At 69.7% G+C, this 25338-nt stretch carries 24 protein-coding genes and 1 pseudogene; 11 read left to right on the top strand and 14 right to left on the bottom strand.

Annotation, left to right across the window (positions count from 1 at the left end; all coding sequences use genetic code 11):
• Positions 1-74 precede the first annotated feature (74 nt).
• From B4E30_RS06315 to B4E30_RS06295, 5 genes and pseudogenes are all read right to left on the bottom strand, one after another.
• Positions 75-866: an SDR family NAD(P)-dependent oxidoreductase gene (locus B4E30_RS06315; protein ID WP_286794057.1), complete on the bottom strand. Its 792-nt coding sequence runs from the start codon at positions 864-866 to the stop codon at positions 75-77.
• On the bottom strand, positions 863-1879 hold the full coding sequence (locus B4E30_RS06310) for an alpha/beta fold hydrolase (protein ID WP_286794055.1): 1017 nt from the start codon (positions 1877-1879) through the stop codon (positions 863-865). Before B4E30_RS06310 ends, B4E30_RS06315 begins: the two co-directional genes overlap by 4 nt.
• Positions 1876-3027, bottom strand: coding sequence for a serine hydrolase domain-containing protein (locus B4E30_RS06305; RefSeq protein ID WP_286794052.1), 1152 nt, complete (start codon positions 3025-3027; stop codon positions 1876-1878). The genes B4E30_RS06310 and B4E30_RS06305 overlap by 4 nt, the downstream gene beginning before the upstream one ends.
• On the bottom strand, positions 3024-4235 hold the full coding sequence (locus B4E30_RS06300) for an FAD-dependent oxidoreductase (protein ID WP_286794049.1): 1212 nt from the start codon (positions 4233-4235) through the stop codon (positions 3024-3026). The genes B4E30_RS06305 and B4E30_RS06300 overlap by 4 nt, the downstream gene beginning before the upstream one ends.
• 93 nt (positions 4236-4328) lie before the next feature.
• Positions 4329-5207: pseudogene (locus B4E30_RS06295) on the bottom strand (SMP-30/gluconolactonase/LRE family protein).
• A 92-nt stretch (positions 5208-5299) separates the two neighbouring features.
• Here B4E30_RS06295 and B4E30_RS06290 point away from each other — a divergent pair.
• The 7 genes from B4E30_RS06290 to B4E30_RS06260 are packed head-to-tail and all read left to right on the top strand — an operon-like array spanning position 5300 to position 11774.
• Positions 5300-6154, top strand: a complete 855-nt coding sequence (locus B4E30_RS06290) for an N-acyl homoserine lactonase family protein (protein WP_286794047.1) — start codon at positions 5300-5302, stop codon at positions 6152-6154.
• A gap of 44 nt (positions 6155-6198) precedes the next feature.
• Positions 6199-6549, top strand: coding sequence for a carboxymuconolactone decarboxylase family protein (locus B4E30_RS06285; protein WP_414683189.1), 351 nt, complete (start codon positions 6199-6201; stop codon positions 6547-6549).
• Complete coding sequence (locus B4E30_RS06280; RefSeq protein WP_286794043.1) at positions 6542-7432, top strand: NAD(P)-dependent oxidoreductase; 891 nt, start codon at positions 6542-6544, stop codon at positions 7430-7432. Before B4E30_RS06285 ends, B4E30_RS06280 begins: the two co-directional genes overlap by 8 nt.
• Positions 7429-8244: an SDR family oxidoreductase gene (locus B4E30_RS06275; protein ID WP_286794042.1), complete on the top strand. Its 816-nt coding sequence runs from the start codon at positions 7429-7431 to the stop codon at positions 8242-8244. Before B4E30_RS06280 ends, B4E30_RS06275 begins: the two co-directional genes overlap by 4 nt.
• A gap of 25 nt (positions 8245-8269) precedes the next feature.
• Entirely contained in the window at positions 8270-9160 is an 891-nt protein-coding gene (locus tag B4E30_RS06270; RefSeq protein ID WP_286794040.1) for an intradiol ring-cleavage dioxygenase, read from the top strand.
• A 29-nt stretch (positions 9161-9189) separates the two neighbouring features.
• Positions 9190-10752 carry an FAD-binding oxidoreductase gene (locus B4E30_RS06265; protein ID WP_286794038.1) on the top strand — a complete coding sequence of 521 codons (1563 nt, stop codon included), beginning with the start codon at positions 9190-9192 and terminating at the stop codon, positions 10750-10752.
• Complete coding sequence (locus tag B4E30_RS06260) at positions 10749-11774, top strand: MDR family NADP-dependent oxidoreductase (RefSeq protein WP_286794036.1); 1026 nt, start codon at positions 10749-10751, stop codon at positions 11772-11774. Before B4E30_RS06265 ends, B4E30_RS06260 begins: the two co-directional genes overlap by 4 nt.
• A 30-nt stretch (positions 11775-11804) precedes the next feature.
• On the opposite strand, the gene B4E30_RS06255 is transcribed toward B4E30_RS06260, so the two are convergent.
• The 9 genes from B4E30_RS06255 to B4E30_RS06215 form a co-directional block, all read right to left on the bottom strand.
• Positions 11805-12830, bottom strand: coding sequence for a helix-turn-helix domain-containing protein (locus B4E30_RS06255; protein ID WP_286794033.1), 1026 nt, complete (start codon positions 12828-12830; stop codon positions 11805-11807).
• A 64-nt stretch (positions 12831-12894) separates the two neighbouring features.
• On the bottom strand, positions 12895-14430 hold the full coding sequence (locus B4E30_RS06250; RefSeq protein ID WP_286794031.1) for a 4-hydroxyphenylacetate 3-hydroxylase N-terminal domain-containing protein: 1536 nt from the start codon (positions 14428-14430) through the stop codon (positions 12895-12897).
• A gap of 65 nt (positions 14431-14495) precedes the next feature.
• Complete coding sequence (locus tag B4E30_RS06245) at positions 14496-15002, bottom strand: flavin reductase family protein (protein ID WP_286794030.1); 507 nt, start codon at positions 15000-15002, stop codon at positions 14496-14498.
• Between the two features lie 188 nt (positions 15003-15190).
• Entirely contained in the window at positions 15191-16771 is a 1581-nt protein-coding gene (locus tag B4E30_RS06240; protein ID WP_286794028.1) for an FAD-binding oxidoreductase, read from the bottom strand.
• Positions 16768-17610: an SDR family NAD(P)-dependent oxidoreductase gene (locus B4E30_RS06235; RefSeq protein WP_286794026.1), complete on the bottom strand. Its 843-nt coding sequence runs from the start codon at positions 17608-17610 to the stop codon at positions 16768-16770. Before B4E30_RS06235 ends, B4E30_RS06240 begins: the two co-directional genes overlap by 4 nt.
• 42 nt (positions 17611-17652) lie before the next feature.
• Entirely contained in the window at positions 17653-18765 is a 1113-nt protein-coding gene (locus tag B4E30_RS06230) for an IS1249 family transposase (protein ID WP_286794024.1), read from the bottom strand.
• Positions 18766-18954: 189 nt separating this feature from the next.
• The gene (locus B4E30_RS06225; protein ID WP_286794022.1) at positions 18955-19770 is read right to left on the bottom strand and encodes an SDR family NAD(P)-dependent oxidoreductase; all 816 of its coding nucleotides are present in this window, start codon (positions 19768-19770) and stop codon (positions 18955-18957) included.
• Positions 19767-20444, bottom strand: a complete 678-nt coding sequence (locus B4E30_RS06220; protein ID WP_286794020.1) for a GntR family transcriptional regulator — start codon at positions 20442-20444, stop codon at positions 19767-19769. The genes B4E30_RS06225 and B4E30_RS06220 overlap by 4 nt, the downstream gene beginning before the upstream one ends.
• An 80-nt stretch (positions 20445-20524) precedes the next feature.
• A complete protein-coding gene (locus B4E30_RS06215) occupies positions 20525-21121 on the bottom strand; it encodes a PadR family transcriptional regulator (RefSeq protein WP_286794018.1) in 597 nt (198 codons plus the stop codon).
• A 101-nt stretch (positions 21122-21222) separates the two neighbouring features.
• Between B4E30_RS06215 and B4E30_RS06210 the strand changes: the two genes are divergently transcribed.
• The 4 genes from B4E30_RS06210 to B4E30_RS06195 form a co-directional block, all read left to right on the top strand.
• Positions 21223-22353: an aromatic ring-hydroxylating oxygenase subunit alpha gene (locus B4E30_RS06210; protein ID WP_286794016.1), complete on the top strand. Its 1131-nt coding sequence runs from the start codon at positions 21223-21225 to the stop codon at positions 22351-22353.
• Position 22354: 1 nt separating this feature from the next.
• The gene (locus tag B4E30_RS06205) at positions 22355-23338 is read left to right on the top strand and encodes a PDR/VanB family oxidoreductase (RefSeq protein ID WP_286794014.1); all 984 of its coding nucleotides are present in this window, start codon (positions 22355-22357) and stop codon (positions 23336-23338) included.
• A gap of 774 nt (positions 23339-24112) precedes the next feature.
• Complete coding sequence (locus B4E30_RS06200) at positions 24113-24265, top strand: LysE family transporter (RefSeq protein WP_212743478.1); 153 nt, start codon at positions 24113-24115, stop codon at positions 24263-24265.
• 309 nt (positions 24266-24574) lie between these two features.
• Positions 24575-25338, top strand: a 764-nt coding sequence (locus B4E30_RS06195) for an alpha/beta fold hydrolase (protein ID WP_286794012.1), incomplete at its 3' end; no start/stop codon positions are given.

The following is a 25338-nucleotide window of genomic DNA, read 5'->3' as shown; positions in this document are numbered from 1 at the left end:
GCCATTCCGGCGTTGGTCTTAGATCTTATAGTCAGCTGTCAGACAGCACAAGAGAAAGATAGGATGCCGCGGCCTCAGAACTCGATGTCGTCGAAGCGTGTTCCGGTGCCGCCGATGAGCACCCCGCCGTCGATCGAGAGTGCCGTGCCGGTGACGTAGGATGCGCCGTCCGAGCACAGCCAGAGCACGCCCTGGGCGATCTCGTCGGGCTGTCCCGCCCGGTCCATCGGGGTGCCGAGCATCAGCCGCTGCAGCGCCGCCGGCGGCAGCTCCGCGATGAACGGGGTGTCGATCGCGCCCGGGCACACCGCGTTGATGCGCACTCCGCTGCGGGCGTGGTCGGCTGCTGCCGCCTTCGTGAGGCCGATGACGCCGTGCTTGGCGGCGGTGTAGGCGCCCAGGTTGTACCCGCCGATGAGGCCGGATGCCGACGAGGTGTTGACGATCACGCCGTGACCGCGCAGCGCCATGACCTCGATCTCGGCCTTCATGCAATAGAACACCGCGTTGAGATCGATGTCGACGACTCGGCGCCAGTCGTCGATCGCGATGTCGGCGGTCGGAACGTGCTCCCCCTCGATGCCCGCGTTGTTGTGGGCGAAGTCGAGTCCGCCGAGGTCGGCGACGATGTCGGTGATGAGTCCGCGGACAGCCTCCGGGGCGGACACATCCGCCCGATATGCGTGCGCCGCTCCTCCCGCCGCGCGGATGGCCCCAACGGTCGCCTCGGCGCTCGGCAGGGAGATGTCGGCGACGGCGACGGTCGCCCCGGCACGCCCGAAGGCCTCGGCACTGGCACGGCCGATGCCGGAGCCTCCCCCTGTGACGAGGGCCACGCGGCCCCCGAAGTCGTACGTCACATTCACTTGTCGTTCCTCTCACTCACACCGCGGATCCACGCGATCAACGGCACAACGGTCTCGTCACTGTTCGTCTCGAAGATCAGACCGTGCCCGTTGCCCTCGATGCCGATGGATCCCAGCGGCAGGAGCTCGGCATCCGTCCCCGCCGAGCGGAGGTGCTCGTGCACGAGCGGCGCGACGCCGGCGCCGAAACCCGACGCGGCGCCTGCGACGACGAGCACGGGAGCCGCGTCGAAGCCGACGACGCGGCGGCCGTCGAGGCTCCCGGCCAGTTCCGCCGCGTCGTGCGCGGGCGGGTCGAGCTCGAGGGGCGCCGCGGTGAGCCCCCAGGCGAGCGATGGGAAGCCCGGCATGTCCATGAACGGCGGTCCCATGGGCTCGACCGCCACGACCCCGGCGACCTGCTCGGGTGCGCGGTTCAACACGAGCCAGCCCGCCGGCGCGCCCGCCGAGTGGGTCACGATCACGGCGGGGCCGACGCGCTCCAGCAGCCGCACCATCGCCGCGCCGTCGAGGCTCTGGCTGGTGGCGGCGTCGGGCAGGAGGAAGGCCATGCCCGCGGCGAGCTGCTCCAGCTCCGGCGAGCCCGGGGTGCGTCCCCACGGCCAGCGGGTCTGCGCGTCGGCGGCATCGCCGGGGGCGAAGAGGAACCCGGCCACCTCCGACGAGGTGGGGCCGCCCGGCTCGCCCAGCTGATCGGGATGGTACGGCGATCGGCCGTGACCGGGGCGGTCCACGACGTAGACCGCGAAGCCCTCCGCCGCGAAGCGATACGCCCAGCCGGGGCGACCGTCGGGGGTCGTGAGCCAGTCGGTGCCCTGACCGCCGCCGCCGTGGACGAGGACGACGGGGTGCGGTTCGGTGACCGTCTCGGGGGCGAGCCATTCGACGTACATCTGGCCGCGCTGCACATGGCCCTGCGCCGTCTCGGTGAGCTCGCCGGTGATCCAGAAGGAGCCGCGGCGCAGCAGCAGCGCGGGGATGTCGGCCTCGTGGGGCCGCGGGACGGTGGTCATGACAGTGCTCCTACGACGATGTCGGACAGACGCTGATAGCGCTCGATGTTCGGCGCCTGGCCGAGAAGGCCCGCCGACAGGCCCACGAAGGTGACGTCGAGCACGGGGTCGATCCAGAACTCGGTGCTGCCGGCGCCGTAGTTTCCGAAGGTCTCGGGGCTGGTCAGGGTGCCGAACTGGTGCCGCACGAGCGCCGTGCCGCGAACGCTGAACCCGAGACCGATGTAGGCGGGGGGTGCGGGGTAGCCGGCGCGCAGCGCGACCGAGCGGTAGAGCTCATTCGGCAGATCGCCGGTGTGGTTGCGGCGCGCGAGGGCGACCATGACAGGCGAAAGGATGCGCACGCCGTCGAGCTCGCCGCCGCGCCGGAGCATCTCAGCGAAGCGGGTGAGGTCGGCCGTCGTCGATGCCGCGCCCATCCACGTCGCCTCCTGGCGCTCCGCGCCGAAGATGCCGTGATCGCCCGGGTGCGTGCGGGAGAGCTCCTTGATGGGCACGATGCCGCGGAAGTCCGGGAAGATGTGGCGGTCGCGCATGTGCGGGCGGATGCCGAGGCGCGTGTCGTCCATGCTGAGCGGGATGAACAGGTCCTGCTCGAGGATGTCGTTGATCGACCGCCGCTGCGGGTCGATGCGCCGCAACGCCTCCGCGAGGAGGACGTGGTTGGCCATCGGCGCGTAGTCGCACCGCGCTCCCGGCTCGGTCGTCCCGTGGATGTTCTCGATGACGGCGTCGACCATCTCGCTGAGGTCGTCGAAGTAGAGACCGGGCTTCGGCTCCCACACCCCCGGCATCCCCGTCGTATGGGTCAGGAAGTGCAGGATCGTGGCGCGCTCGCGCGGCGCGCCGCGGAACTCCGGGACGATCTCGGACATGCGGGTCGTGAGCGCGATGCGGCCGAGCTCGACGGAGCGCAGGATCAGGACGTTGATGAACGCCTTGGTGACCGAAAAGATCGAGAAGACGTCGTCGGTGTGCAGCGCCCGCGTCGCCGCCGAGTCGGCGTGGCCGAGCGCGATGTCGAGCAGCGTCTCGCCGCCCTGCGTGATCCGCAGCGCGGCACCCCAGTACTTGCGGTCCGCGATGTCCTGGGCGACGGTGTCGCGCAGGACCTCGAGCCGCTCGCGTCGGGCGTCGGTGCCGGTCACGAAACCGCCCCCACGGGCGACTCCGGCTGCAGGAGCGAGGGGCTGCGCACGGCGTCGAGACCGAGGAGCATGGCGACGCGCTGCTCGTGCGTCGACGTGAACTGCCGCTGCATGGCCGTGGCCTCGCGCAGCGCCTCCGGCTCGAGCCCGCCGTAGACGACGTTCTTCAGCATCGACGCTGTCGGCGACGTGATCTCGCTGAAGACGCGCGAGCGGTCGGCGGCGAAGCGGTCGAGCGCCTCCTCGCCGGCCTCGCCGCGCGCCACGGCGGGCAGCACCTCTTCGAGGGCGAGGACGTCGTAGAGGCCGGTCGTGAGACCGAGGCCGCCGGTCGGGTTCGTGAGGTGCGCCGCATCGCCGACGAGCAGCACGCGGCCCTCGCGCAGCTTCGAGGCGAGCCGCTGGTGCATGCGGTACGGACGGAAGGCGACGAGCTCGTACTCGGCATCCTCGCCGAGCAGCGCGTGGAGGTAGGCGTGCACCCGCTCCTCGACCGTCTCCTCGGGCAGGTCGGCGCTTTCCTGGAAGGTGCAGCGCCACAGGCCGCTCTTGTCGATCTGGGCGATGACGGCCGGCAGGGTCGGGTGCACGTACAGGTTGGAGCTGCGCATGCCGATCGAGCGGAAGTCGTAGCGGAGGTTGACCGCGACGAAGCGCTCGTCCCAGGTGGAGCCCTCGAGGGTCGCGCCGATGAGGTCGCGCACCGTGCTGCGGCCGCCGTCGGCGCCGATGAGCCAGCCGACGCGGAGCTGCTCGGTGCCGGCATCCGTCTCGATCGTCGCCGTGACGCCGGAGTCGTCCTGCTCGAACCCGACCAGGCGCGACCCCCAGCGCACGTCGACGGTGTCGAGCTTCGCGAGGTGCTCGATCACGATCTGCGTGAACTCGCCCTGGCCCATGTGGATGTTGTACGGCGTCGGGCTCGCGCCCTCCAGTTCCGAGTTCGGCGCCGAGAGGATCTCATCGAGCGCCACGAGGTGCATGTTGAATCCCTCGTGGTCGATGTGACCGCGCGAGCGCATGTCGTCGAGGATGCCGAGCCGGTCGAGGTCGGGCAACAGCGGATGAAGGTAGACGATCGCGCGGGGGGACAGGTTCGGCTCGCGCTCGGCGTCGATGAGGACGACACGCATCCCCTCACGGGCGAGGGAGAGCGCGGTCGCCGCTCCGGCGGGACCCGCCCCGACGACCAAGACGGATTGATTCACGATTCCTCCTCCTCGAGGACGCGCGCGGCGTCGCAACACATCGGTGGCATGACGATACCTGTCAGACAGATTTCTGGCAACCTGAATGACAGGTCAGCGCGCAGCCGGGGCGCGGGCGTAGGTCTCGGCGATCCCGCCGGGTCCGATCCCCTCCGCACGATAGAGCACGCCGGCGGCCTCGCCGACATCCAGCGCCGGCGCCGCCTCGCCCGGGATCGCGTGGTGGTCGAGCGAGGTGAGGAAGACCTCCGCCGCGGCGCCGCGGAAGGCGAGGCTCGTCACGTGGGGGCCGGGCAGTGCGTGCCGTTCGACCTCCCGGCCGCGGGGGTCGAGTCGGAGGACGACGCCGCCGTTGTGCATGACCACCCAGAGGTGATCGTCGGCGTCGACCGTCGCCCCGTCGGGGAAGCCGGGACCCTCTGGCTGGGCGAACACGACGGGGCGGGACGGCACCTCGGCCGTGTAGTCGTACGCGAAGATCGTGCCGCGCAGGCTGTCGGCGGCGTACATCACCGAGCCCTCACGATTCCAACAGAGACCGTTGCCGAGCACGTACCCGTCGCCGAACACCGTCACCGAGCCGTCGGGCTCCCAGCGGTGGATCCGGCCGAGCGGATCCCGGAAGCGGCTGTCGCCGGAGAGGCCGACGAGCCTGCCGTCGCGGTCGGCCTTGCCCTCGCTGATCACCGCTCCGGCCGCGCACCGGGCGGGGGTCACCAGGCCGAACGTCCCCTACTTCGGATCGAACACGCAAAATCCGCTCGCGAGCGCGACGGCGACGCGCCCGTCGGCTGACCGCGCGACGGCGCCGATCTGCTCGGGCGCCGTCCACTGCGTCACCTCACCGCCCGGCGCGACGCACAGCAAGGAGGGTGCGAGGATGTCGACCATCCAAAGCGCCCCGCGCGCGTCGTCCCAGACGGGACTCTCTCCCACCGCCGTCTTCACTCCCGGCACGATCGTCGTCCGCATGGCACTCCCTCGTCGTCATCGTCGATGGCTTGATCATTTGCTGTCGTCGGCTATACATTTGTCTGACAGCATTCAAAGGATAGCGAGCAGTCATGACGCAGAGTCGCGTTCACTCCCCCCGGCGAGTCGTCGCCGTGCGGTACGGCGAGTGGGCGACGACGCGCTCCGAGGTCTTCCACGACGGTGTCGAGGCCGGCGCTCCCGCCGCCCCCTTCGTGCTGGCGTACTACTTCTGGATCGTCGAGACACCCGATCGCACCGTCGTCGTCGACACCGGGTTCGACCCCGCCGTCGCCGATCGGCGCGGCCGGACGGCTCTCGTCGCCTTCGCCGACGCGCTCGACGCCCTCGGCATCGGCGCCGACGACAACGTCGACCTCGTCCTCACCCACGCCCACTACGACCACATCGGCAGCACGGAGCATCTGCGGCGTGCCCGCGTGTGGATCGGCGCCCCCGAGCGGTCGTTCTGGCGCAGCTCCGCCGCCGCGGAGTTCGCCGCGCTCGTGGAGCCTGCCGAGCTCGACGCCCTCGACCGCATCGATGCCGACGGCCGCCTCGTGCCGGTGACCGGGCGTGTCGAGATCGCGCCCGGGATCGAGCTGCTGCCCGCGAGCGGCCACACCCCCGGCCAGCTCATGGTCCGCGCCGGGACCGATCACGGCACCGTCCTGCTCACCTCCGACGCCGTCCACTTCGACGAGGAGCTCGCCCACGACCGTCCGTTCCGGCACATGTGCGACCTCGCCGGCGCCCGCGACGTGTACCGCGAGATCCGCGCGATGGCCGCCGGCGGCGACGTCGACCATGTCGTGGCGGGGCACGAGGACGAGGTCAGCCGTCGTTACGGACCGCTCGTCGACGTGCTCGACGGCCTCGCCGTCGTGGTCGGCACACCCCCAGAGGCCAGAAACCGGATCCACCCCAGAGAAGAGGCGGCATTGTGACCGACGACACCACCCGAGCCGAGGTCTTCGAGGCGGGGCAGCGCATGCGGCGCACCGTGCTCGGCGACGCGCACGTGGATCGCTCCCTGGCCGCCGCGACGGAGTTCGGGCGCCCCATCCAGGAGCTCGTGACCCAGTACTGCTGGGGAGAGGTCTGGACGCGTGAGGGACTCGCCCCGCGCGATCGCAGCATCATCAACCTCGCCATGCTGACGGCACTCGGCCGGAACCACGAGCTCGCCGTGCACGTGAAGGGCGCCGTCAACAACGGCGTCACGACGAGCGAGATCCAAGAGGTGCTGCTGCAGACGGCGATCTACGTCGGCGTGCCGGCGGCGCTGGAGTCGTTCCGGGTCGCGGAGAGCACGCTGAAGGAGCTGGGCGTCGATGTCTGACCTGGCCGCCGTCGCACTCATCGGTCTCGGGAACATGGGCCTGCCGATCGGCGGGCGCTGGATCGCCGAGGGCCGCACCGTCACCGGCTTCGACCTCAGCGACGCGGCCCGTGAGGCCTTCGCCGCGGAGGGCGGTGCGGTCGCCGACGACGTCGTCGGCGCGGTCGCCGGGGCCGACGTCATCGTCCTGCTGCTGCCCGACTCGCGGGTCGTCGACGCCGTCCTGTCGTCGCTGCTGGACTCCGGTGCGATCGCCGATGGGGCGATCCTCGTGGACATGAGCTCGTCGGAGCCGGAGCACACGCGCCGCAACGCCGTCGCTGCGGCGGGCCGCGGCATCCGCTTCGTCGATTCGCCCGTCTCGGGCGGCGTGCGCGGCGCGGCCGAGGGCCGGCTCACGGTGATGGTGGGCGGAGACGAATCGACGGTCACCGAGATCGAGCCGCTGCTCGGCGCCCTCGGCACCGTCGTCCGCGTCGGGGAGGTCGGCGCGGGTCACGCGGCCAAGGCGCTCAACAACCTGCTCTCCGCGATCCACTTCTGGGCGACGAGCGAAGCGGTCACGGCCGGCGAGCGCTTCGGGATCGACCCGGGGGTCCTGCTGCGCGTCATCAACGGGTCGAGCGGGCGCAGCGGCTCGAGCGAGGCGAAGTGGCCGAAGTTCGTGCTGCCCGAGACCTACGACTCCGGCTTCTCCGCGCGTCTCATGCTGAAGGATGCCCGGATCGCCACGACGCTCATGAGCGGGCTCGGGCTGCCGAGCGGCCTCGGCGACGAGCTCGTCGGAGAATGGGAGGTCGCGGTGGCGGAGCTGCCGCCCACGGCCGATCACACCGAGATCGCCCGCTGGATCCGCGAGCGCGAAGGAGCGAGGGCTTCATGACCCGCATCGAAGGAAGCGTCGCCGTCGTCACGGGCGGCGCCTCGGGGATCGGCCGCGGCATCGCGGAGGAGTTCCTCGCCCGCGGTGCGCGGGTCGTCATCGCCGACATCAACGCCGAGGCGCTGGCGCGCACGGCCGCCGAGATCGGCGCGTTCGCCGTTCCCACCGACGTCACGGATGCCGACAGCGTGCAGGCTCTCGCCGACGCCGCCGTCGCGGAGTACGGCCGCGTGGACATCGTCGTCAACAACGCCGGCGTCGGGCCGACCGCGCTGATCCAGGATCTGACCCTCGCGGACTGGCGCTGGATGATCGACGTGAACCTGTGGGGCGTGATCCACGGCATCCACTCGTTCCTGCCGCTCCTGCTCGGCAACGAGCGCGGCGGCCACATCGTCAACACCGCCTCGTTCGCCGTCTTCAACCCCATGCCGGGGCTCGGCGCCTACACGGCGGCTAAGTTCGGCGTGCAGGGCCTGTCCGAGTCGCTTGCCCTCGAGCTCGCCGAGAAGCACCCCGACGTCCACGTGACGGTGCTGCCTCCGGGCCCCGTGCGCACCAACATCAAGAACAGCCTGCAGGCGCGCCCGGCGGGCGAGGCGGGCGCGCTCAAGGACGTCGACCTCACCTCGACGGAGGGCGCTGATGAGCTGCCGTGGATGGATCCGCGGACGGCCGGGGGCATCGTCGCCCGCGCCGTCGAGAACGACGACCTGTACGCGATCACCCACCCTCAGTGGTGGCCGCTCGTGCAGGCGAGGGTCGACCGCCTCCGGGCGGAGTTCGACAAGTACCCGCCCGAGGTCATCTAGGACGACGGGCGAAGGAGGAGGAGCAATGACGCACACCGCCATATCCGACCAGCAGGACCGCGCCGAGGCGCTCGTCACCGAGACCGTCCTGCGCAGCTTCGAGGGCACGCCCGATCCGCGCCTGCGCGAGATCATGCAGTCGCTCGTCAGGCACCTGCATGCGTTCACGCGCGAGGTGCGCCTCACCGAGGCCGAGTGGGAGCACGCGATCGGCTTCCTCACCCGGGTCGGCCACATCACCGACGACCGCCGGCAGGAGTTCATCCTGCTCTCCGACGTGCTCGGCCTGTCGATGCTGACGGTGGGGATCAACCAGCCCGTCGAGGGCGACGCGACCGAGGCGACGGTGTTCGGTCCGTTCTTCGTCGACGACGCCCCCCTCGTCCCCCTCGGCGGCGACATCGCCGCCGGCGCGACGGGCGAACCCTGCTGGGTCGAGGGGTCGGTGCGCTCGACGACCGGCGAGCCCATCGCCGGCGCCCGTATCGAGGTGTGGGAGGCCGACGAGGACGGCTTCTACGACGTGCAGTACGACGACGACCGCACGGCCGGCCGCGCGCATCTGTACTCGGACGCCGAGGGCGACTACCGGTTCTGGGGCGTGTTCCCGACGCCCTACCCGATCCCGCACGACGGTCCCGTCGGCGACATGCTCGCCGCGTGCGCGCGCTCGCCCTGGCGCGCGTCGCACCTGCACTTCATGGTGACCGCACCCGGCTACCGGCGCCTCGTCACGCACATCTTCGTCGAGGGCGACCCGCAGCTCGCCGACGACTCGGTGTTCGGCGTGAAGGAGTCGCTCATCAAGACGTTCACGCACCACCCCGCGGGGACCACCGCCCCCGACGGCACCAGCCCCGACGCGCAGTGGGCATCCGTCCGCTTCGACATCGTCCTTCCGCCCGCCCACGACTGACCGCCCACCCAACCCCGACAGGAAGCATCATGGCCGATCGCCCCACCCTCAACGAGACCGTCCTGGCCCGTCTCGTGGACGCTCTCGACGACGAGCGCGTCATCGTCGACCCCGCCGCGGTCGACGAGTTCAAGGACCCGTACTACATCCCCGGTGACGACACCTTCACGGCATCCGCCGTCGTCGAGCCCACCTCGACGGAGGAGGTGCAGGCGGTCATGCGGATCGCCACGGAATTCGGCGTCCCGGTCTGGCCGCACAGCCAGGGACGCAACTACGGTTACGGCGGCCCGTCGCCCGTCGTGCGGGGGTCGCTGCAGATCAGTCTCAAGAAGATGAACCGCGTCCTCGAGATCAACGAGGAGCTCGCCTACGCGGTCGTCGAGCCGGGTGTGCGTTGGTTCGACCTGTACGACGCGATCGAGGCCGGGGGCCACTCCCTCATGCTGTCGGTCCCCGACCTCGGCTGGGGCTCGGTCATCGGCAACTCGATGGACAACGGCATGACCTATCAGCCGTACGGCGCGGACTTTCAGATCCTGTGCGGCCTGGAGGTGGTGCTGCCGGACGGGTCGCTCGTGCGCACCGGAATGGGCGCGATCCCCGACAACAAGGCCTGGCACCTGTACCGCCGCGGCCTCGGCCCGGTCATCGAGCCGCTGTTCGCGCAGTCGAACTACGGCATCGTCGTCAGCGCCGGCGTCTGGCTCAAGCGCAAGCCGGCGGGCTACATGACGCTCGGCCTCACGCTCGCCAAGGACGCCGATCTCGAGGCCGGCGTCGACGCGATCCGCGAGCTGCGCCTTGAGGGCATCCTTGAGGGCGTGCCGAGCATCTACACGATCCTCACCGCCGCTCCGCAGCTGATCGACGCGGACATCGATGGCCCGGCGCTCATGACCGAGGAGCAGATCCAGGAGATCGCCGACAGGACCGGGCTCGGCCGCTGGGCGACCCGCGCGGCGCTGTGGGGCCCGACGAAGATCGTCGAGTACAAGCTCGAGCGCGTGAAGGAGGTGTGGGAGGCGATCCCCGGCGCCACCGTCATCCATTCGCCGCTCTACACGCCCGAGGACTACAAGGGCCTCACCAACTCGTCGGATCAGATCCACGCCGGTATCCCGACCCTTCAGCTGATCGAGGCGACCCCGCCGAACATGGGTCACATCGGCTTTTCGCCGATCGTGCCGCTGCAGGGGCGCGAGGTCCGCTTCGTCGTCGACGAGATGCGCAAGCGCGTCGAGGAGGCGGGGCTGAACTTCCTCGGCGGCGTCATGGCGTTCAACGAGCGCTCCGCGTGCGTCGTCGGCGGCATCCCGTTCGACGTGACCGACAGGGAGCAAGCGGAACGCGCATTCAATGCGGTGCGCCGCCTCGTGAAGGAGGTCGGCGCCCTCGGGTACGGCGAGTACCGCGCGCACATCGACTACATGGACGAGGCGCAGGCCGTCTACAACTGGAACGACGGCGCCTACCGCCGGTTCGCGGAGACGCTGAAGGACGCCATCGACCCGAAGGGCATCCTCTCTCCCGGTCGCCACGGCATCTGGCCGAAGCAGTACCGGGAGGGCGACGCGGCGGACGCCCGGTGAACCGGGGGTGGATCGTCCGGGAGCCGGTCGTCGGCGAGTACTCGCCGGACTGCATCGACCTGCAGACGCGCCCCGCCCCCGTCGCCGCTGAGGGCGAGGTCGTCGTCCGCACCCTGCTGCTGTCGATTGACCCCACCACCCGCAACTGGCTCACCCTCGACCCGGCGAAGCAGTTCATCCCGTTCGGGGTCGGCGACGCCGTCATCGGCAGCGCCGTCGGCGAGGTCGTCGAGTCCCGGCATCCCGGCTTCACGGCCGGCGACACGGTCGTCGGCCTCTGGGAGTGCGCGGAGTACGCCCGCGCCGACCCCGCGCTGCTGGAGCGACGTCCCGAGGCGGCCGAGGTGGGCGACGAGGCGCTGCTGTCGGTGTTCTCGCACGTCGGGCGCGCCGCGACGATCGGCCTCCTCGAGGTCGCGGCACTGCGGGACGGCGACGTCGTCGTCGTCTCCGGCGCCGCGGGGGCGACCGGGTCGATCGCGGTGCAGCTGGCGGCCGCACGCGGGAACCGGGTCATCGCGATCGCCGGTGGCGCCGAGAAGTGCGCGTACGCGCGCGAGATCGGCGCCGCGGAGTCCATCGACTACCGCAGCGAGGACGTCGCGACGCGCCTCGGCGAGCTCTGCCCGGACGGCGTCGACGTGTACTTCGACAACGTCGGCGGCGCGACGCTCGACGCCGTCCTGGCGCACATGGCGGTGGGATGCCGCATCGCGCTGTGCGGCGCGATGTCGCAGTACGACCTGAGCGACCCGTCCGAGGCCTACGGCGTGCGGAACCTGCCCCTCATGCTGTGGCGGCGGGCGCGGATCGAGGGCTACGTCGTGCCCGACTTCGCCGACCGCTTCGCCGAGTTCGACGACGTGCTGCGACAGGCGTGGGCGGACGGTGGTTTGCGCGGGCGCTCGCACGTCGTCGCGGGACTCGAGAACGCCGCGACGGCCGTGCGCATCAACCTCGACGGCTCCAATCGAGGCAAGGTGATGGTGCGCGTGGGAGAGCCGTCGGCGCCCCTCGCCTAGGGCTCCGCAGGCAGGCCGGGGGCCGGGTGGCTAGGACCACCCGGCCCCTGCGTCGCCCCTCCCCGCCCACCGCGCCGGGTCGCGGTCCGTCGCCGTCTCGGCGCGCGTCGACCGCGCCCGCCACTGCTTGGGGCTCTCGCCGAACGCGGCACGGAACACCCGGGAGAAGTAGGCCTGGTCGAGGAAGCCCCAGTGCTCGGCGAGTTCGCCGATCGAGCGCTCGCGCAGCATCGGATCGCCCAGATCCCGGCGGATGCCGGCCAGGCGGCGCTCCCGTACCCATGAGGTGACCGTCGTCCCGTGCTCCTGGAAGACCGCCTGCAGGTAGCGGGTGGAGATGAAGTTCGCGGCGGCGATCGAGCCGGGGTCGAGCTCCGGATCGCGCAGGTGTGCCGCGATGTAGCCGGTCAGTCGCTGGAAGAGCGAGGAGGAGGCGTCGTCGATATGCTCGGCGAGGCGCGCCTCGGAGATGAAGCTCGTCGTGAACAGGTCGACGAGGTTCTGCGCGACTCGGCGCCCGACCGGTCCGCGCAGCAGGTCGGGGTCGGCGGCGACCGAGGCGACGAAGGGCGAGAGGTGGCGGCCGAAGCCGTCGCGAGGCGTGATGGCGCGCCCGAGCAGCGGAAGGAAGGACTGCGGCGGCGCGTCGATGAACGCCTGCGGAAAGCGCAGCATGAACACGGTGAAGTCGCCGTGGAAGTCCCAGTCGAAGGGCACGCTCGAGGTCGACACCGTGTAGTCGCCGGGACCGAGCGGTGCGCTGCTGCCGGCCTGGGTGAACATCGACGTGCCCGCGATCTGGAACATGACCACGTACAGCGGCTCCGGTGTGTGCCGGATGTGCTCGGCGGTCCGGTGGATGACGTGCCGGGTGGTGCGGATCTGGATGAGGTGCGCGCTGATCCGGTCGAGGATCTGACGCGACAGGGTGCCCTCGAACTCCTCACCACCGGGATTCTCGACGCGCTGAAAGGCCGGCAGGTCGCCGGTGATCAGCGCACGCCAGCTGTTGAGGTCGTCGGCGTGGCCGCGGATCTCCTGATAGCTTCCGCTCATGGGCCGAGCCTAACCAGCGAACGCGGCGCGACCGGACGCCGCGGCCTCCGGTCGCGCCCGCCGCTCAGTCCCGTAATTCCGGCAGGGTCCAGCCGTCCCGGTCGTACTCGCTCATGGCCTGGTCGGCGAACTCCATCAGCTTCTTGCTCGTGCCGCGGCCGGCGTGGTCCCACGCGACCAGCAGGCGCACCTGCTCGTGGCTGCCCTGGTAGTTGCGCTCGTACAGCTCGTGGCGCCCGCCGAACTCGGTGCCTACGGCATCCCACAGCAGTTTCAGCGTCTTGACGCGCGACTCGGCGTCGACGCCGCCGGAGCCCCGCACGTACTGGTCGAGGTAGGGGCGGATGTCGGGGCTGTCGAAGTCCTTCACGCTCGAGGGCAGGTAGATGAGCGCCGATCCCAGGTCCTGCAGGACGATCTCGCGGATGCGCGCGTAGCCGACCATGCTGAGCCAGCGGTAGGAGTTCACCGCGTCGGGGTTCGGCTGCACACTGCCGCCCAGCCACGGCTCGGGGTTGCGCGCCATCTCGGAGGTGATCGCCCAGAACGTCGACCGCCACGACAGCACTTCACCCAGGCGCGCCTCGACGCCGCGAAAGTCGCGCGTTCCCGTCAGCTCGAGCGACTTCAGCAGCAGCCCCGCGATGAAGTCGACCTTGACGGCGAGACGCGTCGCGCCCTGCAGCGTCAGGCGCGCGGCGAACCCGGACTTCACGCCGAACTGGTTGAACTGCTCGACGTCGCCGTAGAGGAAGACGTTCTCCCACGGCACGAGCACCTTGTCGAGCACGAGGATCGCGTCGTTCTCGTCGAAGCGGCTCGACAGCGGGTAGTCGAACGGCGAGGAGGTCGTGTCGGCGGTCTGCGCGTAGGAGGTGCGGCTGATCAGCTTCACGCCGGGCGTGTTCATCTCGACGCCGGCCACGACCGCGAACTTCCGGTCACGCACCGGTGCGCCCGCGTGCGCGATGAAGGCCATGTGCGTCGTCGCGGAGCCCGTCGCGACGACCTTGGCGCCCGAGAGCACGATGCCGGCGTCGGTCTCCTTCTCGACGTGCACGAACACGTCGCCGATCTCGTCCGGCGGCAGATTGCGGTCGATCGGCGGGTTGATGAGGGCGTGGTTCCAGTAGAGGACCTTCTCCTGCGACTCGCGGTACCAGCGCTGGGCGTTGATCCGGTACTCGCCGTAGAACTCGTCGTTGACGGCGAGGGTGCCGAGAAACGCCGCCTTGTAGTCGGGGGTACGCCCCATCCATCCGTAGGTCATCCGCGCCCAGTGCGCGATCGCGTCGCGCGCGTCGAGGAGGTCGTCCGAGCTGCGCGCCATCTTGAAGAAGGGATGCGTGTACCCGCCGTTGCCGGTGTCGGTCGGCACGACCTTCATGCCGCCCTCGCGGTCGTGCAGGGCGTCGTACAGGCGTGCCATCGAGCGGACGGGCGTCTTGAACGCCGGGTGGGTCGTGACGTCCTTGACGCGCTCGCCGTAGATGTACACCTCCCGATCGTCGCGCAGGCTCTCGATGTACTCGGCGCCGGTGAGGGGGCGCGACGCGGACGCTCCGCCGGTCGCGGTGGTCGTGGTCTCGGTGAGGGACATCGGTGTCTCCTTGGGTGGGCGTGTCGGGTGGGGCGTGTCGGCTGGGTCGGGTGACGCGGTCGGGGTCAGTCGGAGCGGCCGACGCGCTGGAACTGGCCCTGGTAGAAGACGAGCGCGTCGCTCTCGCTCGTCTCATAGTGCTCGACGCGGCCGAGCACCAGGACGTGGTCTCCCGCCTCGTGGACGCTCCAGGGGGTGCAGACGAACGACGCGTGCGATTCGGCCAGCCGCGGCGCGGCGTGGTCCATGCGCCACTCCACGGGCTCCGCGAGCGCGGGCTTGCCGGCGAACTGCATCGCGACGGGGTGCTGGTCGTGGTGCAGCACGTTGATCGCGAAGGGGCGGTCGGGCAGCGCGTGTGCGGCACGGCTGCCGGTCGCGAGCGAGACCAGCACGAGCGGCGGGTCGATCGAGACCGACGTGAACGAGTTCACGGTCGCCCCGAAGCAGGCGCCGTCGAGCTCGTAGCTGACGACGGTGACCCCGGTGGCGAATCGGCCGAGCGTGCGGCGGAAATCGCGCGGGTCGAAGTCGAAGGGCTGGTCGGTGCGTTCGGCGGTGATCAGTGACATGGCATCCTCCTCGATGGTGGTCGACGGTGATCGATGATCGATTGTCGCGAGCACGAGCGACTCGGGACTTGGACGGCGACGTGGCCGACTTGCAGGTTTGCGCACTCCCGTTCCGGCGACCAGACCGGTGGGTGCGCGCGCAACGCGGGAGGGCCGGGGAATCGCTCCCCGGCCCTCCGTGCGCGCGCTCAGCGGCGCGCCGACAGCTCCCCGCCGTCGCGGTAGGCCGCCGGCCAGATGCCGTGGCGGCCGGGCGAGAGGATGCCGCGCGGGTCGACGGCATCCTTGATCTTCTCGACGAACCGCCGGTAGGCGTGATCGTTGAACGAGTACTGGTCGGCCGCCAGGTCCATGAACTCCAGGTGGGCGCGGTACTCCCCGTAGCCGAGCTTGCCGATCTCGGCGACGAGGCGCTTGGCGAGGTCGAAGGCATTGCGCACGGCGGCCGGGTCGGTGCGGTCGTACTGCATGCCCGCGACGACGACGCCGGCGCGCTCGCCGGTGACCATGATGCCGCCGGAGAAGTTCAGACCCGCCTCCGTGATGAGCCTGCGCATCTGGTCGATGACGTAGCGCACCTCGGTGCCCTGCATCGGCACGACCGGCGAGAAGCCGACGTGCGCGACGTGCGACGGCGTGTTCTCGATCGCCTTCAGTGTCGGGATGCCGATCATGATCTGGTCGGCGGAGTACACGATCTGGTCGTACTCGTCGGGCGCGTACGTGCGCGGCGCCTCCATGCGCCCGCTCGGGATCTTCTCCCACGCGGTGCGGATCTTCTTCAGCTGGAGCTCGACGATGTCGGCATCCCCCCACACGCCCGCGCGCGCGGCCCACGCGCCGACGCCGGTGCGCTCGCCGATCGCACGCACCTCCTCGGGGGTGAGCTGCGTCCGCGCATCGACGACGAGGTCGTCCTTCAGCATGACCGCGGCGCGCAGCGTCGGGTAGAACGTCGGCACACCCTCGAGGTGACCGCCGAGCCGCAGCTCGCGGATGGTGTCGATGGCCTGCTCGAGGTCTTCGTCCTCGCCGATGGCGAGCATGACGGGCGCGTACGCCTCGGGCAGGCGCTTGAGCCAGACGCCCATCTTCGTGACGATGCCGAGGTTCGACTGCACGAACAACGGGTCGAGCGAGGGTCCGAGGCTCCGCTTGTACAGGTGCCACGCCTTGCTGCCGGGGATCGCGCCCGGGCCGGTGCGCATGAGGTCGCCGTCGGGGAGCACGACCTCGAACCCGGTGGGGAACATGTAGTCGGCGCCGTAGAACTGGTACGTGATGCCGCTGTCCATCGAGTTTCCGATGACCGAGCCCCACCCGAGATCGGGGCACGGGGTCATCAGGGCGTAGCCCGCCTCCTTCACGGCGTCGTAGAGGTCGAACCAGCGCACGCCCGGCTCGACGACGGCGTAGGCCAGCTCCTCGTTGATCTCGAGCACGCGGTTCATGTTCTGGAAGCCGATCTGGATCGACCCGCGCACGCGCGGCGACGGGCCACCGTAGCCGACGTTGCGGCCCTGGCCGTGCGGCCACACCGGGATCCCATACCGATTCGCGATGCGCATGATCTCCTGCACCTGTTCGGTCGTCGTCGGCTGGACGACGGCCGCGGCAGCGTAGGTCTCGTCGCCGGGGATCCAGTAGGCGTCCTTGAACTCGTCGACCTTCTGTCGCTCGACGTACACGGCGTCGGCGCCGACCACGGCGGCGAGGGCGTCGACGACCTCGGCGTCGAGGGTCGGCAGGGTGGTGGGTGCGTCGGTCATCGGATCTCCTTGTCCGAGTCGGGCGTGCGGCTCTGGTCGATGGGCGGGTAGGCGAGGAAGGCTCGGCGGATCTGCTCGTGACGCTCGTCGACCCGATGCAGCAGACCGGGGTGGGTGATGGCGTAGAAGTCGTCGGCGAGCACGGCACGCGCGACGACCGCGCCCGCCTCGCGCGGGGTCAGCCACATCGAGCGTGCGGCGCGCTCGGGATCGGCGGCCAGGTCGATGTCGGCGAGGGCGCCGGCGGATCCCTCCGGCCGGTTGCGGAGGCTCCGCGCGATGTCGGTGCGGACGCTGCCGGGAGTGAGGAGCGTGACGTGCACGGCCGATCCGTCTTCGGCGAGCTCGGCCGCGAGGACCTCCGAGAGCGCGGCGACGCCCGCCTTAGACGCCGCGTAGGCGCCGAGTCCGGGAAGCGGCGCGAAGGAGGACATCGAGGCGGTGTTGACGATGTGGCCGCCGCGCGCGTTGGCCCGCAGCAGCGGCAGGAACGAGGTCACGCCGTTGATGACGCCGAAGAGGTTGACGTCGAGGATCCAGCGCCAGTCGTCGATCGTGAGGTCGGCCATGCGGGCCGCGGGGCCCACGCCGGCGTTATTGACCACGACGTCGACGCGGCCGTACCGCGCGACGACGGCGTCGGCGAGCGCCTGCACCGATGCGGCGTCGGCGACGTCGGTGCGGATGCCGACGACGCCAAGCTCATCGGCGGCGCGATCGAGCGCGTCCTGCTCGATGTCGGCGATGACGACCGTCGCGCCCTGGGCGAGGAACTCCTCGGCGATGCCGCGGCCGATCCCTGTGGCACCGCCCGTGATAACGGCGACGGCGTCCTGCAACTGCGGGTTATCGGCCAAAACGTGTGGATGGGGTCGGGCGTGTCATGCGCGTCCTGCCCATCCGGTTCTGAGCCAGAGACCTTCGGTGGCGTCGAGGCCGGTGTCGTAGAGCGTGGGGCCGAGGGGCTCGTCGTCGGGTTCGGTTGCTGTTTCTGATGGTGTCGTCGGGGCGGTGGTCGCGAGGCTGATCGCGTGGTCGATGTGGTGCTTGTGGAGCACGAGGAACCACTCGACGGCGCGGCGGCGGTGTTCCTCGGTCATGCCGCGGTGGCGGCGGAGCAGGTCGCGGATTTGGCTGTTGATGCCGCCCTCGAGAGGTGAGGTGGTGCGCGGGTTGCCGTAGCTGATCCAGGTGAATAGGACGCCGTCGCGGGTGACTTTCCGGATCAGTATCCATGCTTTGCGGAGTCGGTCGTGGGTGAACCCGAACTGTCCGTTGCGGAACATGGTGCGTTCCCGGGTGAGGTGACCGAAGGTCTGCCACCACTGTTCGAGCTGGAGTTGCCAGCCGATCGCGGTGTCCTCGTCATCGACGTCGCTGAGGTTCATCACCAGTCCGCGCAGGGCTTTCCCGGCGTCAGTGCGAGGGTTGCGGGTCAGGTGACGGGTGGTGTTCATCTGCAGGTGGAAGATGCACCGTTGATGCGCTGTCTCGGGCCAGCAGGCGCGGAGGGCGGACGGCAGTCCGGAGCCGCCGTCGGAGACGATCACCGCGGGAGCGGGGACTTGTTCCAACAGTGCCGTCCATGCGGCGGTTGTCTCGCGTCCGCACCATTGCCAGGCCAGCAGTTCACCGTTGTCGCTGATCGCGATCAGCAGGCACCAGGTCCCGACCCAGATCCCGTCGACCAGCACGGCGTGATGGATCTCGGTTGCCGGTTCCAGACGGGGCTGCACGGCCCAGCACCACGCGGTGTCGCGACGGAACGTCCGTCCGGTCGCGGTGCCATCGATCTCGGCCTGGGTGAGCTTTCCGGTCAGCCAGATCACGAACCGGCGCAACTGCTCCCGACGCGTCACGTCCGGGCGTCGACGCACCGACGAAGACCCGCACCCCGGGCACCGCCACCGCTGCGTCCCGGCCGCGGTCTTCCCGTTCTTCACCAGCCGCGAACCGCATACCAGACACGACGTTGAATTCGAGGGAAGGTCCACGACTAAGCGTCGCGGACCATACCAATCCCCGAATCACCGCGGAATCACACGGTTAGATCAACATCCCATCCACACGTTTTGGCCTATAACCCGCAACTGCGTCATCCTTGCCCTCCATTGCGCGGGAGACGAACATCTGTCAGACAAATATAGAGGCGACAGCAGCAATTCGCCAGTGCGAGGCTCGGATCAGGTCTGCGGCGACCACGGCGGCGCCCATGCGCCCGCCCCGCCCGAAGGGCGCACCGTGTTGACGATCGAGGCGCCGCCGTCGACGGCGATCATCTGCCCGACGATGTAGGACGACGCATCGGAGAGGAGGAAGGCGACGACCTCGGCAACCTCGCGCTCGGTGCCCGCGCGCCCGATCGGGGTCGTCGCGCTGCGGCGGCGCATGTCTGCGCGTACTCCGTCGTCGCGCGCGGTGGGGACGACGCCAGGGGCGACGCCGTTGACGCGGATACCGCGGGCCGCCCCCGCCATGGCCGCCGTGCCCACGAGACCCACGAGGGCGTGCTTGGACACCTGGTACGCGGCGAGGTCGGTCGCCGCGCGGTGCCCGTGGATCGATCCCGTCACGACGACTGCGGCGCCCGCGCCGCGGCGCCGGCAGTGCCGGAACACCTCCTGCAGGCAGACGAAGGTGCCGCGCACGTTGACGCGCATGACCCGGTCGAACTCGTCGAGGTCGACGTCTTCGAACGGATCGAGACTCGAGACGATACCGGCGTTGAGGTGCGCGGCATCGATGCGCCCGAACGCCTGTTCGGCGGCGGCGAACGCCGCGGCGACCTGAGCGGGGTCGGCGATGTCGGCCGCGATCGCGAGACCGCGCTCGGGCCCACCGGCGAGCGTCTCCCGGGCGCCTTCGAGGTCGACGTCCACCGCGACGACCCGGTAGCCGTTCTCCAGCAGCACGTGCGCCGTGGCGCGGCCGATGCCGTGGGCTGCGCCCGTGACGATCGCGACCGGCGGGTCGTCCGGCGCCGGGTCGGCCGCCATCATTCGGCGGGACGCACCGTGCGCATCGCCGCCGCCGCCCTCTCGACGTGCTCGGCGGCGAGAGCTCCGGCGCGAGCCGCATCGCGCGCGTCGATGGCGGCGGCGATCTCGTGGAACTCCGCGAGGGACTGCTCAGCACGTCCCGGGGCGGACAGGGTCGTGGCGCGCAGCTGGGCGACCCTCGACATCAGCCCCTGGACGAGCTGCTCGAGGACCGGGTTGCGCGTGCCGGCGAACAGCACGGCGTAGAAGGCGCGCTGCGCCGCGAGGATCTCGGAGTTGCGGCCGAGGCCGCCGTGCGTCGCGTCGTCGAGCCGGCGCACCGCGTCCTGCAGAGCCTCGCGCTCCGACTCGATCGCCCGTTCGCAGAACAGGCGCGCGGCGAGTCCCTCCAGGTCGGCACGGACCTCGTAGACGTTCTCGGTCTCCTGCGCGGTCAGGACGCGCACGACGGTCCCCCGGCCGTTGCGCGACTCCACGAGCCCCTCGGTCTCGAGCTGACGCAGAGCCTCCCGCACGGAGGGGCGGGACGCGCCGGTCCTCTCGCAGAGCTCGCGCTCGACGAGCACCTGGCCGGGTGCGAAGTCCTGGTTGATGATCGCGTTGCGCAGAGTCGTGGCGATCTGGTCGCGGATGGGCGGGTGCCGCCTCACGGCGAGATCCGGAACGTCAGACATCCTGCCTCCCAAATGTATATCTGTCATACACCTTACGGGTCGGCGTCCGATTCGGGGAGGATCGCCGCGTCGACTCGGGGTCAGGATGCCGATGCGTCGCCCTCCAGCGAGTCGAGCAGCGCCAGGCCGCGCTCGGCCCAGGCGATCTCGTGGTCGGCCTGCTGGATGAAGCCCTCGTACGTGTAGACCTTGAACGCGACGATCGCGCGCGGGTCGTGGTCGGCGTCAGTCTCGAGCCGCCGCGCGAGGATGGGGTGGGTGCGCGCCTGGATCGCGTCGAGCTGCGCCTGCCACTGGGCGCGCCGCGCGCGGTAGTGCGCGATGTGGTCGCGCAGGCGGTTCCGCGCGGCATCCGGGTCCGCCCATTCGAAGTAGGCGGCGCGCAGGTGCAGGGGGTCGCGCTCGTGCGCGTACTCGACGGGCTCGCCCATCCACCGGCGGAACGCCTCCGCGCCCTCGTCCGTGATCGTGTAGAGCGTCTTCGTGGACCTCGGCCCCCACGGCACCGACTCGCCCTCGATGAGGCCGTCGGCGAGCATGCGCTTCAGCTCGGGGTAGATCTGCGAGTCGGGCGCGTGCCAGACATGCCCGACGGAGACGTGGAAGGACTTGGCGAGGTCGTAGCCGGTCATGGGCTGTGCGGTGAGCAGGGCCAGCAACGCGTACCGAAGACTCATGCCGCTCCTTCCCCGCTCGCGCGCTGTTGCGCGTGACGGCATCCCTAGGGTATCTTCCTCGATATATCTATCCCGATAGTTATTTGGACGAGGAGGTCCCGATGGCCGAGACAGTGACGGCGAAGCTGCTCGATTTCCCGCGCAACGCCTGGTATGTGGCGGCGTGGGACCACGAGGTCGGACGCAAGGGCATCCTCTCGCGCACCATCGCAGGGCGCCCGCTCGCGCTCTACCGCACCGAGGACGGCCGCCCGGTGGCGCTTGCCGACGCCTGCTGGCACCGCCTCGCGCCGCTGTCCCAGGGGGCCCTCGTCGGATCCGAGGACATCCGCTGCCCCTACCACGGCATCACGTACGACTCGCGCGGGCGCTGCACCTCGATGCCCGCCCAGGAGACGATCAACCCGAGCGCGCTCGTGCCGTCCTTCCCGGCGGAGGACCGCTACCGCTACATCTGGGTGTGGGTGGGCGACCCGGCACTCGCCGACCCCGACCTCATCCCCGACATGCACCAGATGACCGACCCGGCCTGGGCCGGCGACGGCCTCACGATCGAGGCGCCGTGCAACTACCAGCTGATCCTCGACAACCTCATGGACCTGACCCACGAGGAGTTCGTACACTCGTCGAGCATCGGCCAGAAGGAGCTGAGCGAGTCGGACTTCATCACCTCGCACACCGACACGACCGTCACGGTCGAGCGGTGGATGCACGACATCGAGGCCCCACCCTTCTGGCGCAAGAACATGCGCGACAAGTTCCCCGGCTTCGAGGGGCGCGTCGACCGCTGGCAGATCATCCACTACGAGGCGCCGTCGACCATCTGCATCGACGTCGGCGTCGCGAAGGCGGGGACGGGCGCCCCCGAGGGCGACCGCTCGCAGGGCGTCAACGGCTATGTCATGAACACCATTACGCCGGAGACCGACCGCACGAGCCACTACTTCTGGTCGTTCCAGCGCAATTACCGCCTGGAGAGCCAGCTCATCACGACGCAGCTGCGCGACGGCGTGCACGGCGTCTTCGGCGAGGACGAGGCGATGCTCACGGCCCAGCAGCAGGCGATCGACGCGAACCCCGACTACGAGTTCTACAGCCTCAACATCGACGCCGGCGGGATGTGGGTGCGGAAGCTCCTCGAGCGGATGCTCGCCGCCGAGGGCCGCGAGGATACGAATGTCGGTCCGGTGCGCACGACCGGTCCGCGGGGCGTCCTGCCGCGGGCAAGCTGACATGGCCGTCGCCCACACCGAGGTCTGGCAGCAGGGCACGATCGCCGCGACCCGCCCACTGACCCCCGACATCCGCCGCATCGAGATCGACGTGCCGCAGCCGGTGCGCGTCGAGCCGGGCGCCCACGTCGACGTGCGCGTCACGATCGGCGGCGAGGTGGAGCGCCGGTCGTACTCGATCGTCGACGCATCGCCGGACGGCTCGCGTATCTCGCTCAGCGTATACACGTCGCCGGTGACCCGCGGTGGTGCCACCGCCATGAACGCGCTCGGGGTCGGCGATGAGATCGAGATCACCCAGCCGCTCAACGACTTCCCGCTCCGTCCCGGCGCGCCGCGCTACGTCCTGCTCGCGGGCGGCGTCGGTATCACAGCAATGGCAGGCATGGCGGAGAGCCTGCGCGCACGGAACGCGGACTACCGGCTGCTGTACGCGGGCCGCAGTCGCCCCCTGATGGCATACCTCGACGACCTCTCGGAGCGCCACGGCGGGCGGATGTCGGTGTTCGTGCGGGACGAGGGCACGTCGATGTCGGTGCCGGAGATCGTGGGGACGATCCAACCCGGCACCGAGGTATACGTATGTGGACCGATCCGCCTGATGGATGCCGTGCGTCGGGCCTGGCTCGACCGCGGTCTGCCGATCGCGGACCTCCGCATGGAGACGTTCGGCAACAGCGGTTGGTTCGACGCGCAGGAATTCACCGTCCGCATCCCCGCGATCGGTCTGGAGACGAAGGTCAAGCCCAACCAGACGATGCTCGAGGCGCTCGAGCACGCCGGCGCCGACATGCTCTCGGACTGCCGCAAGGGCGAGTGCGGCCTGTGCGAGGTGCGCATCGCGGCGCTCGACGGCGAGATCGACCATCGTGACGTGTTTTACAGCGAGCGGCAGCGCAACGCCCGCGAGAAGATGTGCTGCTGCGTCTCCCGCGTCGTCGCCCCCGCCGGGACTCACGCCATCGTCACGATCATCGCCACCTGACCGTGCCCTCGACGGTTTGATCCGAGCCGGCGGCCAGAACCCATTCCTGCTTGCGCCAATGCACCATCGCGAGGCGACGGACCACCCGAGATGACCACTTCTCCTCATGGTCGGCGACGTTGGGGTTTTGTGCGGCGAGGTCAGTGAACCGCTCGCGAGCGTCGGCGGTTCGCCGTGCTCACGGGTGCACCGATGGGTGACCTTCACCCCAAAACGCGCCCATCTCGGCGCGGTCTTCGCTGACGTGAGCTCCATGAACAGCGGCGCCAGGTGGTGCAGACCAGGGCCTGTCTGTCCACCCAGAGCTGTCACTGCATCGTGTCGAGATGGAGGTTCGGTTCGTCGTCCTCAGGAGCGTCGGAACTCACCGCCGCTCCACGCGGTCGACGGACGCGCCCCGTTGTGGGTTCCCGCTCGAGATGGCATGAACCCCTCGCGATTCCACGGTAGTTGGCAACGGTTTCAGGGCCAGGATTCCACGCGAAATGGCATTTTCCTACAGTTGGTCCGACTCAACTCAGATGCCCGCTTGCGGCAGGCAGATCGACCTAGAGTGTGTTAACGAGTGAGCAGCCGCGCCGTTCAGAGGCGAGGGCGATCGCCGACGGGGCGGCTCACTCTTCTCCTCATCCCGGTGTTGCTCAGCGCGACCGGCGTCCTCGATCTCCGCATTCCTTGGCCGTGGCTCCATGGCGAGTCCGCGGGGGATCGTCCGGTCGAGCACTCACCCCTGAGAGCCCTGTCAAGGTGAGCTGGACCGGGACAGCCGCTGGAGTGCTCTATCTCGCGTGGCTGGCGTCCGCAACCCTGCGCCCCGGCGGCAACGGGCTATTCGAGACACAATCCCACGCGCGCGACTCCCGGTCGAAGCTGTTCCGGATGGGGCTCGTCACCAACCTGCTCAACCCCAAGGCCGCTGTCATGTAACTCGCGATCATCCCGCAGTTCATAGATCACGGGCAGGGAAACACGACCGCTCAGGGATTCGTTCTCGGCGGAGTTCAGATCATCGTCAGGATGATCGTCAACTCCCTCATCGTGCTGGGCGCCGGCACAATCTCCGGATTCGTGTCGACGCGACTCACATGGATCCGGCACCCCGCTCGGCGCAGTGGCGGTCACGCTGGCCAGAGAGGTCCCGCAATGCATCTCGCCCCTGAACCGGGCGATCATGCTGCAGGACCTCCGTGAGACGCCGCTCAGATAGACCGTCCTCCGGAAGCTCGACGAGTACGAATGACCCTTTCTGAAGGGATTGAACAGGACTGTTGTTCTGCACAGATTCTGCTAGGTAGAGTGGGATTCCATCCGACGGAACCCGCCGTCGGTGAACAAAGGAGTTCCAGAATGCGCATCGTCTTGGTTCATGGAGGTTGGCAGGGTGGTTGGGCGTGGGACGGCGTTGTCGCTGAGCTCACGAAGGCAGGCCACGAGGTATGGGCCCCAACCTTGCAGGGTCACGGTGACAACGACGACCGTGCAGGTGTCACGCTCTCGACCATGGCGGACAATCTCATCGGCCGGATCGCCGACAAGGGGTGGGACCGGTTCGTCGTAGTCGGCCACAGTGGCGGCGGCCCGCTCATCCAACTCGTAGCTGAGGCGATGCCGGAGCAGGTGGAGCAGGCGATCTTCATCGACGCGTGGGTACTCGCCGACGGCGAGTCGATCAATGCGATCCTCCCCGCCGAGTTGGCGAATTTCGCCCGTGGCACAGCCGCGTCCTCGCCCGACCAGAGCGTGCCGATCCCGCCGCAGCTATTCATGACGGCTTTCTTGCAGGACGGATCGGAGGAGCTTCACGCGCAGGTCGAGCCTCGTCTGGTGCCGTCGCCTGGCGGTTGGCTCGACGAGCCGATCCGTCTTCGGACGGCCGGCACCGGTGACGTGCCGAGCGGCTACATCTTCCTGCAAGAGGATCGGGCTGTGCCGCAGGAGTTGTACCGCGCATCAGCAGACCGGCTCACGAACCCCACGACCGCGAGCTCGCCGGGGAGCCA

Origin of the sequence: Microbacterium sp. UBA3394 (assembly GCF_002358725.1) — a bacterium.
Taxonomy (GTDB): domain Bacteria; phylum Actinomycetota; class Actinomycetes; order Actinomycetales; family Microbacteriaceae; genus Microbacterium; species Microbacterium luteum.
This window is presented reverse-complemented; position numbering and strand designations above follow the sequence as displayed.

Coding starts and splice junctions, on each gene's coding strand:
- B4E30_RS06245 (WP_286794030.1), bottom strand. CDS start 15,002: ATGTCACTGATCACCGCCGAACGCACCGACCAGCCCTTCGACTTCGAC.
- B4E30_RS06280 (WP_286794043.1), top strand. CDS start 6,542: ATGTCTGACCTGGCCGCCGTCGCACTCATCGGTCTCGGGAACATGGGC.
- B4E30_RS06275 (WP_286794042.1), top strand. CDS start 7,429: ATGACCCGCATCGAAGGAAGCGTCGCCGTCGTCACGGGCGGCGCCTCG.
- B4E30_RS06240 (WP_286794028.1), bottom strand. CDS start 16,771: ATGACCGACGCACCCACCACCCTGCCGACCCTCGACGCCGAGGTCGTC.
- B4E30_RS06215 (WP_286794018.1), bottom strand. CDS start 21,121: ATGAGTCTTCGGTACGCGTTGCTGGCCCTGCTCACCGCACAGCCCATG.
- B4E30_RS06205 (WP_286794014.1), top strand. CDS start 22,355: ATGGCCGTCGCCCACACCGAGGTCTGGCAGCAGGGCACGATCGCCGCG.
- B4E30_RS06220 (WP_286794020.1), bottom strand. CDS start 20,444: ATGTCTGACGTTCCGGATCTCGCCGTGAGGCGGCACCCGCCCATCCGC.
- B4E30_RS06285 (WP_414683189.1), top strand. CDS start 6,199: ATGCGGCGCACCGTGCTCGGCGACGCGCACGTGGATCGCTCCCTGGCC.
- B4E30_RS06225 (WP_286794022.1), bottom strand. CDS start 19,770: ATGATGGCGGCCGACCCGGCGCCGGACGACCCGCCGGTCGCGATCGTC.
- B4E30_RS06290 (WP_286794047.1), top strand. CDS start 5,300: ATGACGCAGAGTCGCGTTCACTCCCCCCGGCGAGTCGTCGCCGTGCGG.
- B4E30_RS06270 (WP_286794040.1), top strand. CDS start 8,270: ATGACGCACACCGCCATATCCGACCAGCAGGACCGCGCCGAGGCGCTC.
- B4E30_RS06265 (WP_286794038.1), top strand. CDS start 9,190: ATGGCCGATCGCCCCACCCTCAACGAGACCGTCCTGGCCCGTCTCGTG.
- B4E30_RS06255 (WP_286794033.1), bottom strand. CDS start 12,830: ATGAGCGGAAGCTATCAGGAGATCCGCGGCCACGCCGACGACCTCAAC.
- B4E30_RS06250 (WP_286794031.1), bottom strand. CDS start 14,430: ATGTCCCTCACCGAGACCACGACCACCGCGACCGGCGGAGCGTCCGCG.
- B4E30_RS06210 (WP_286794016.1), top strand. CDS start 21,223: ATGGCCGAGACAGTGACGGCGAAGCTGCTCGATTTCCCGCGCAACGCC.
- B4E30_RS06310 (WP_286794055.1), bottom strand. CDS start 1,879: ATGACCACCGTCCCGCGGCCCCACGAGGCCGACATCCCCGCGCTGCTG.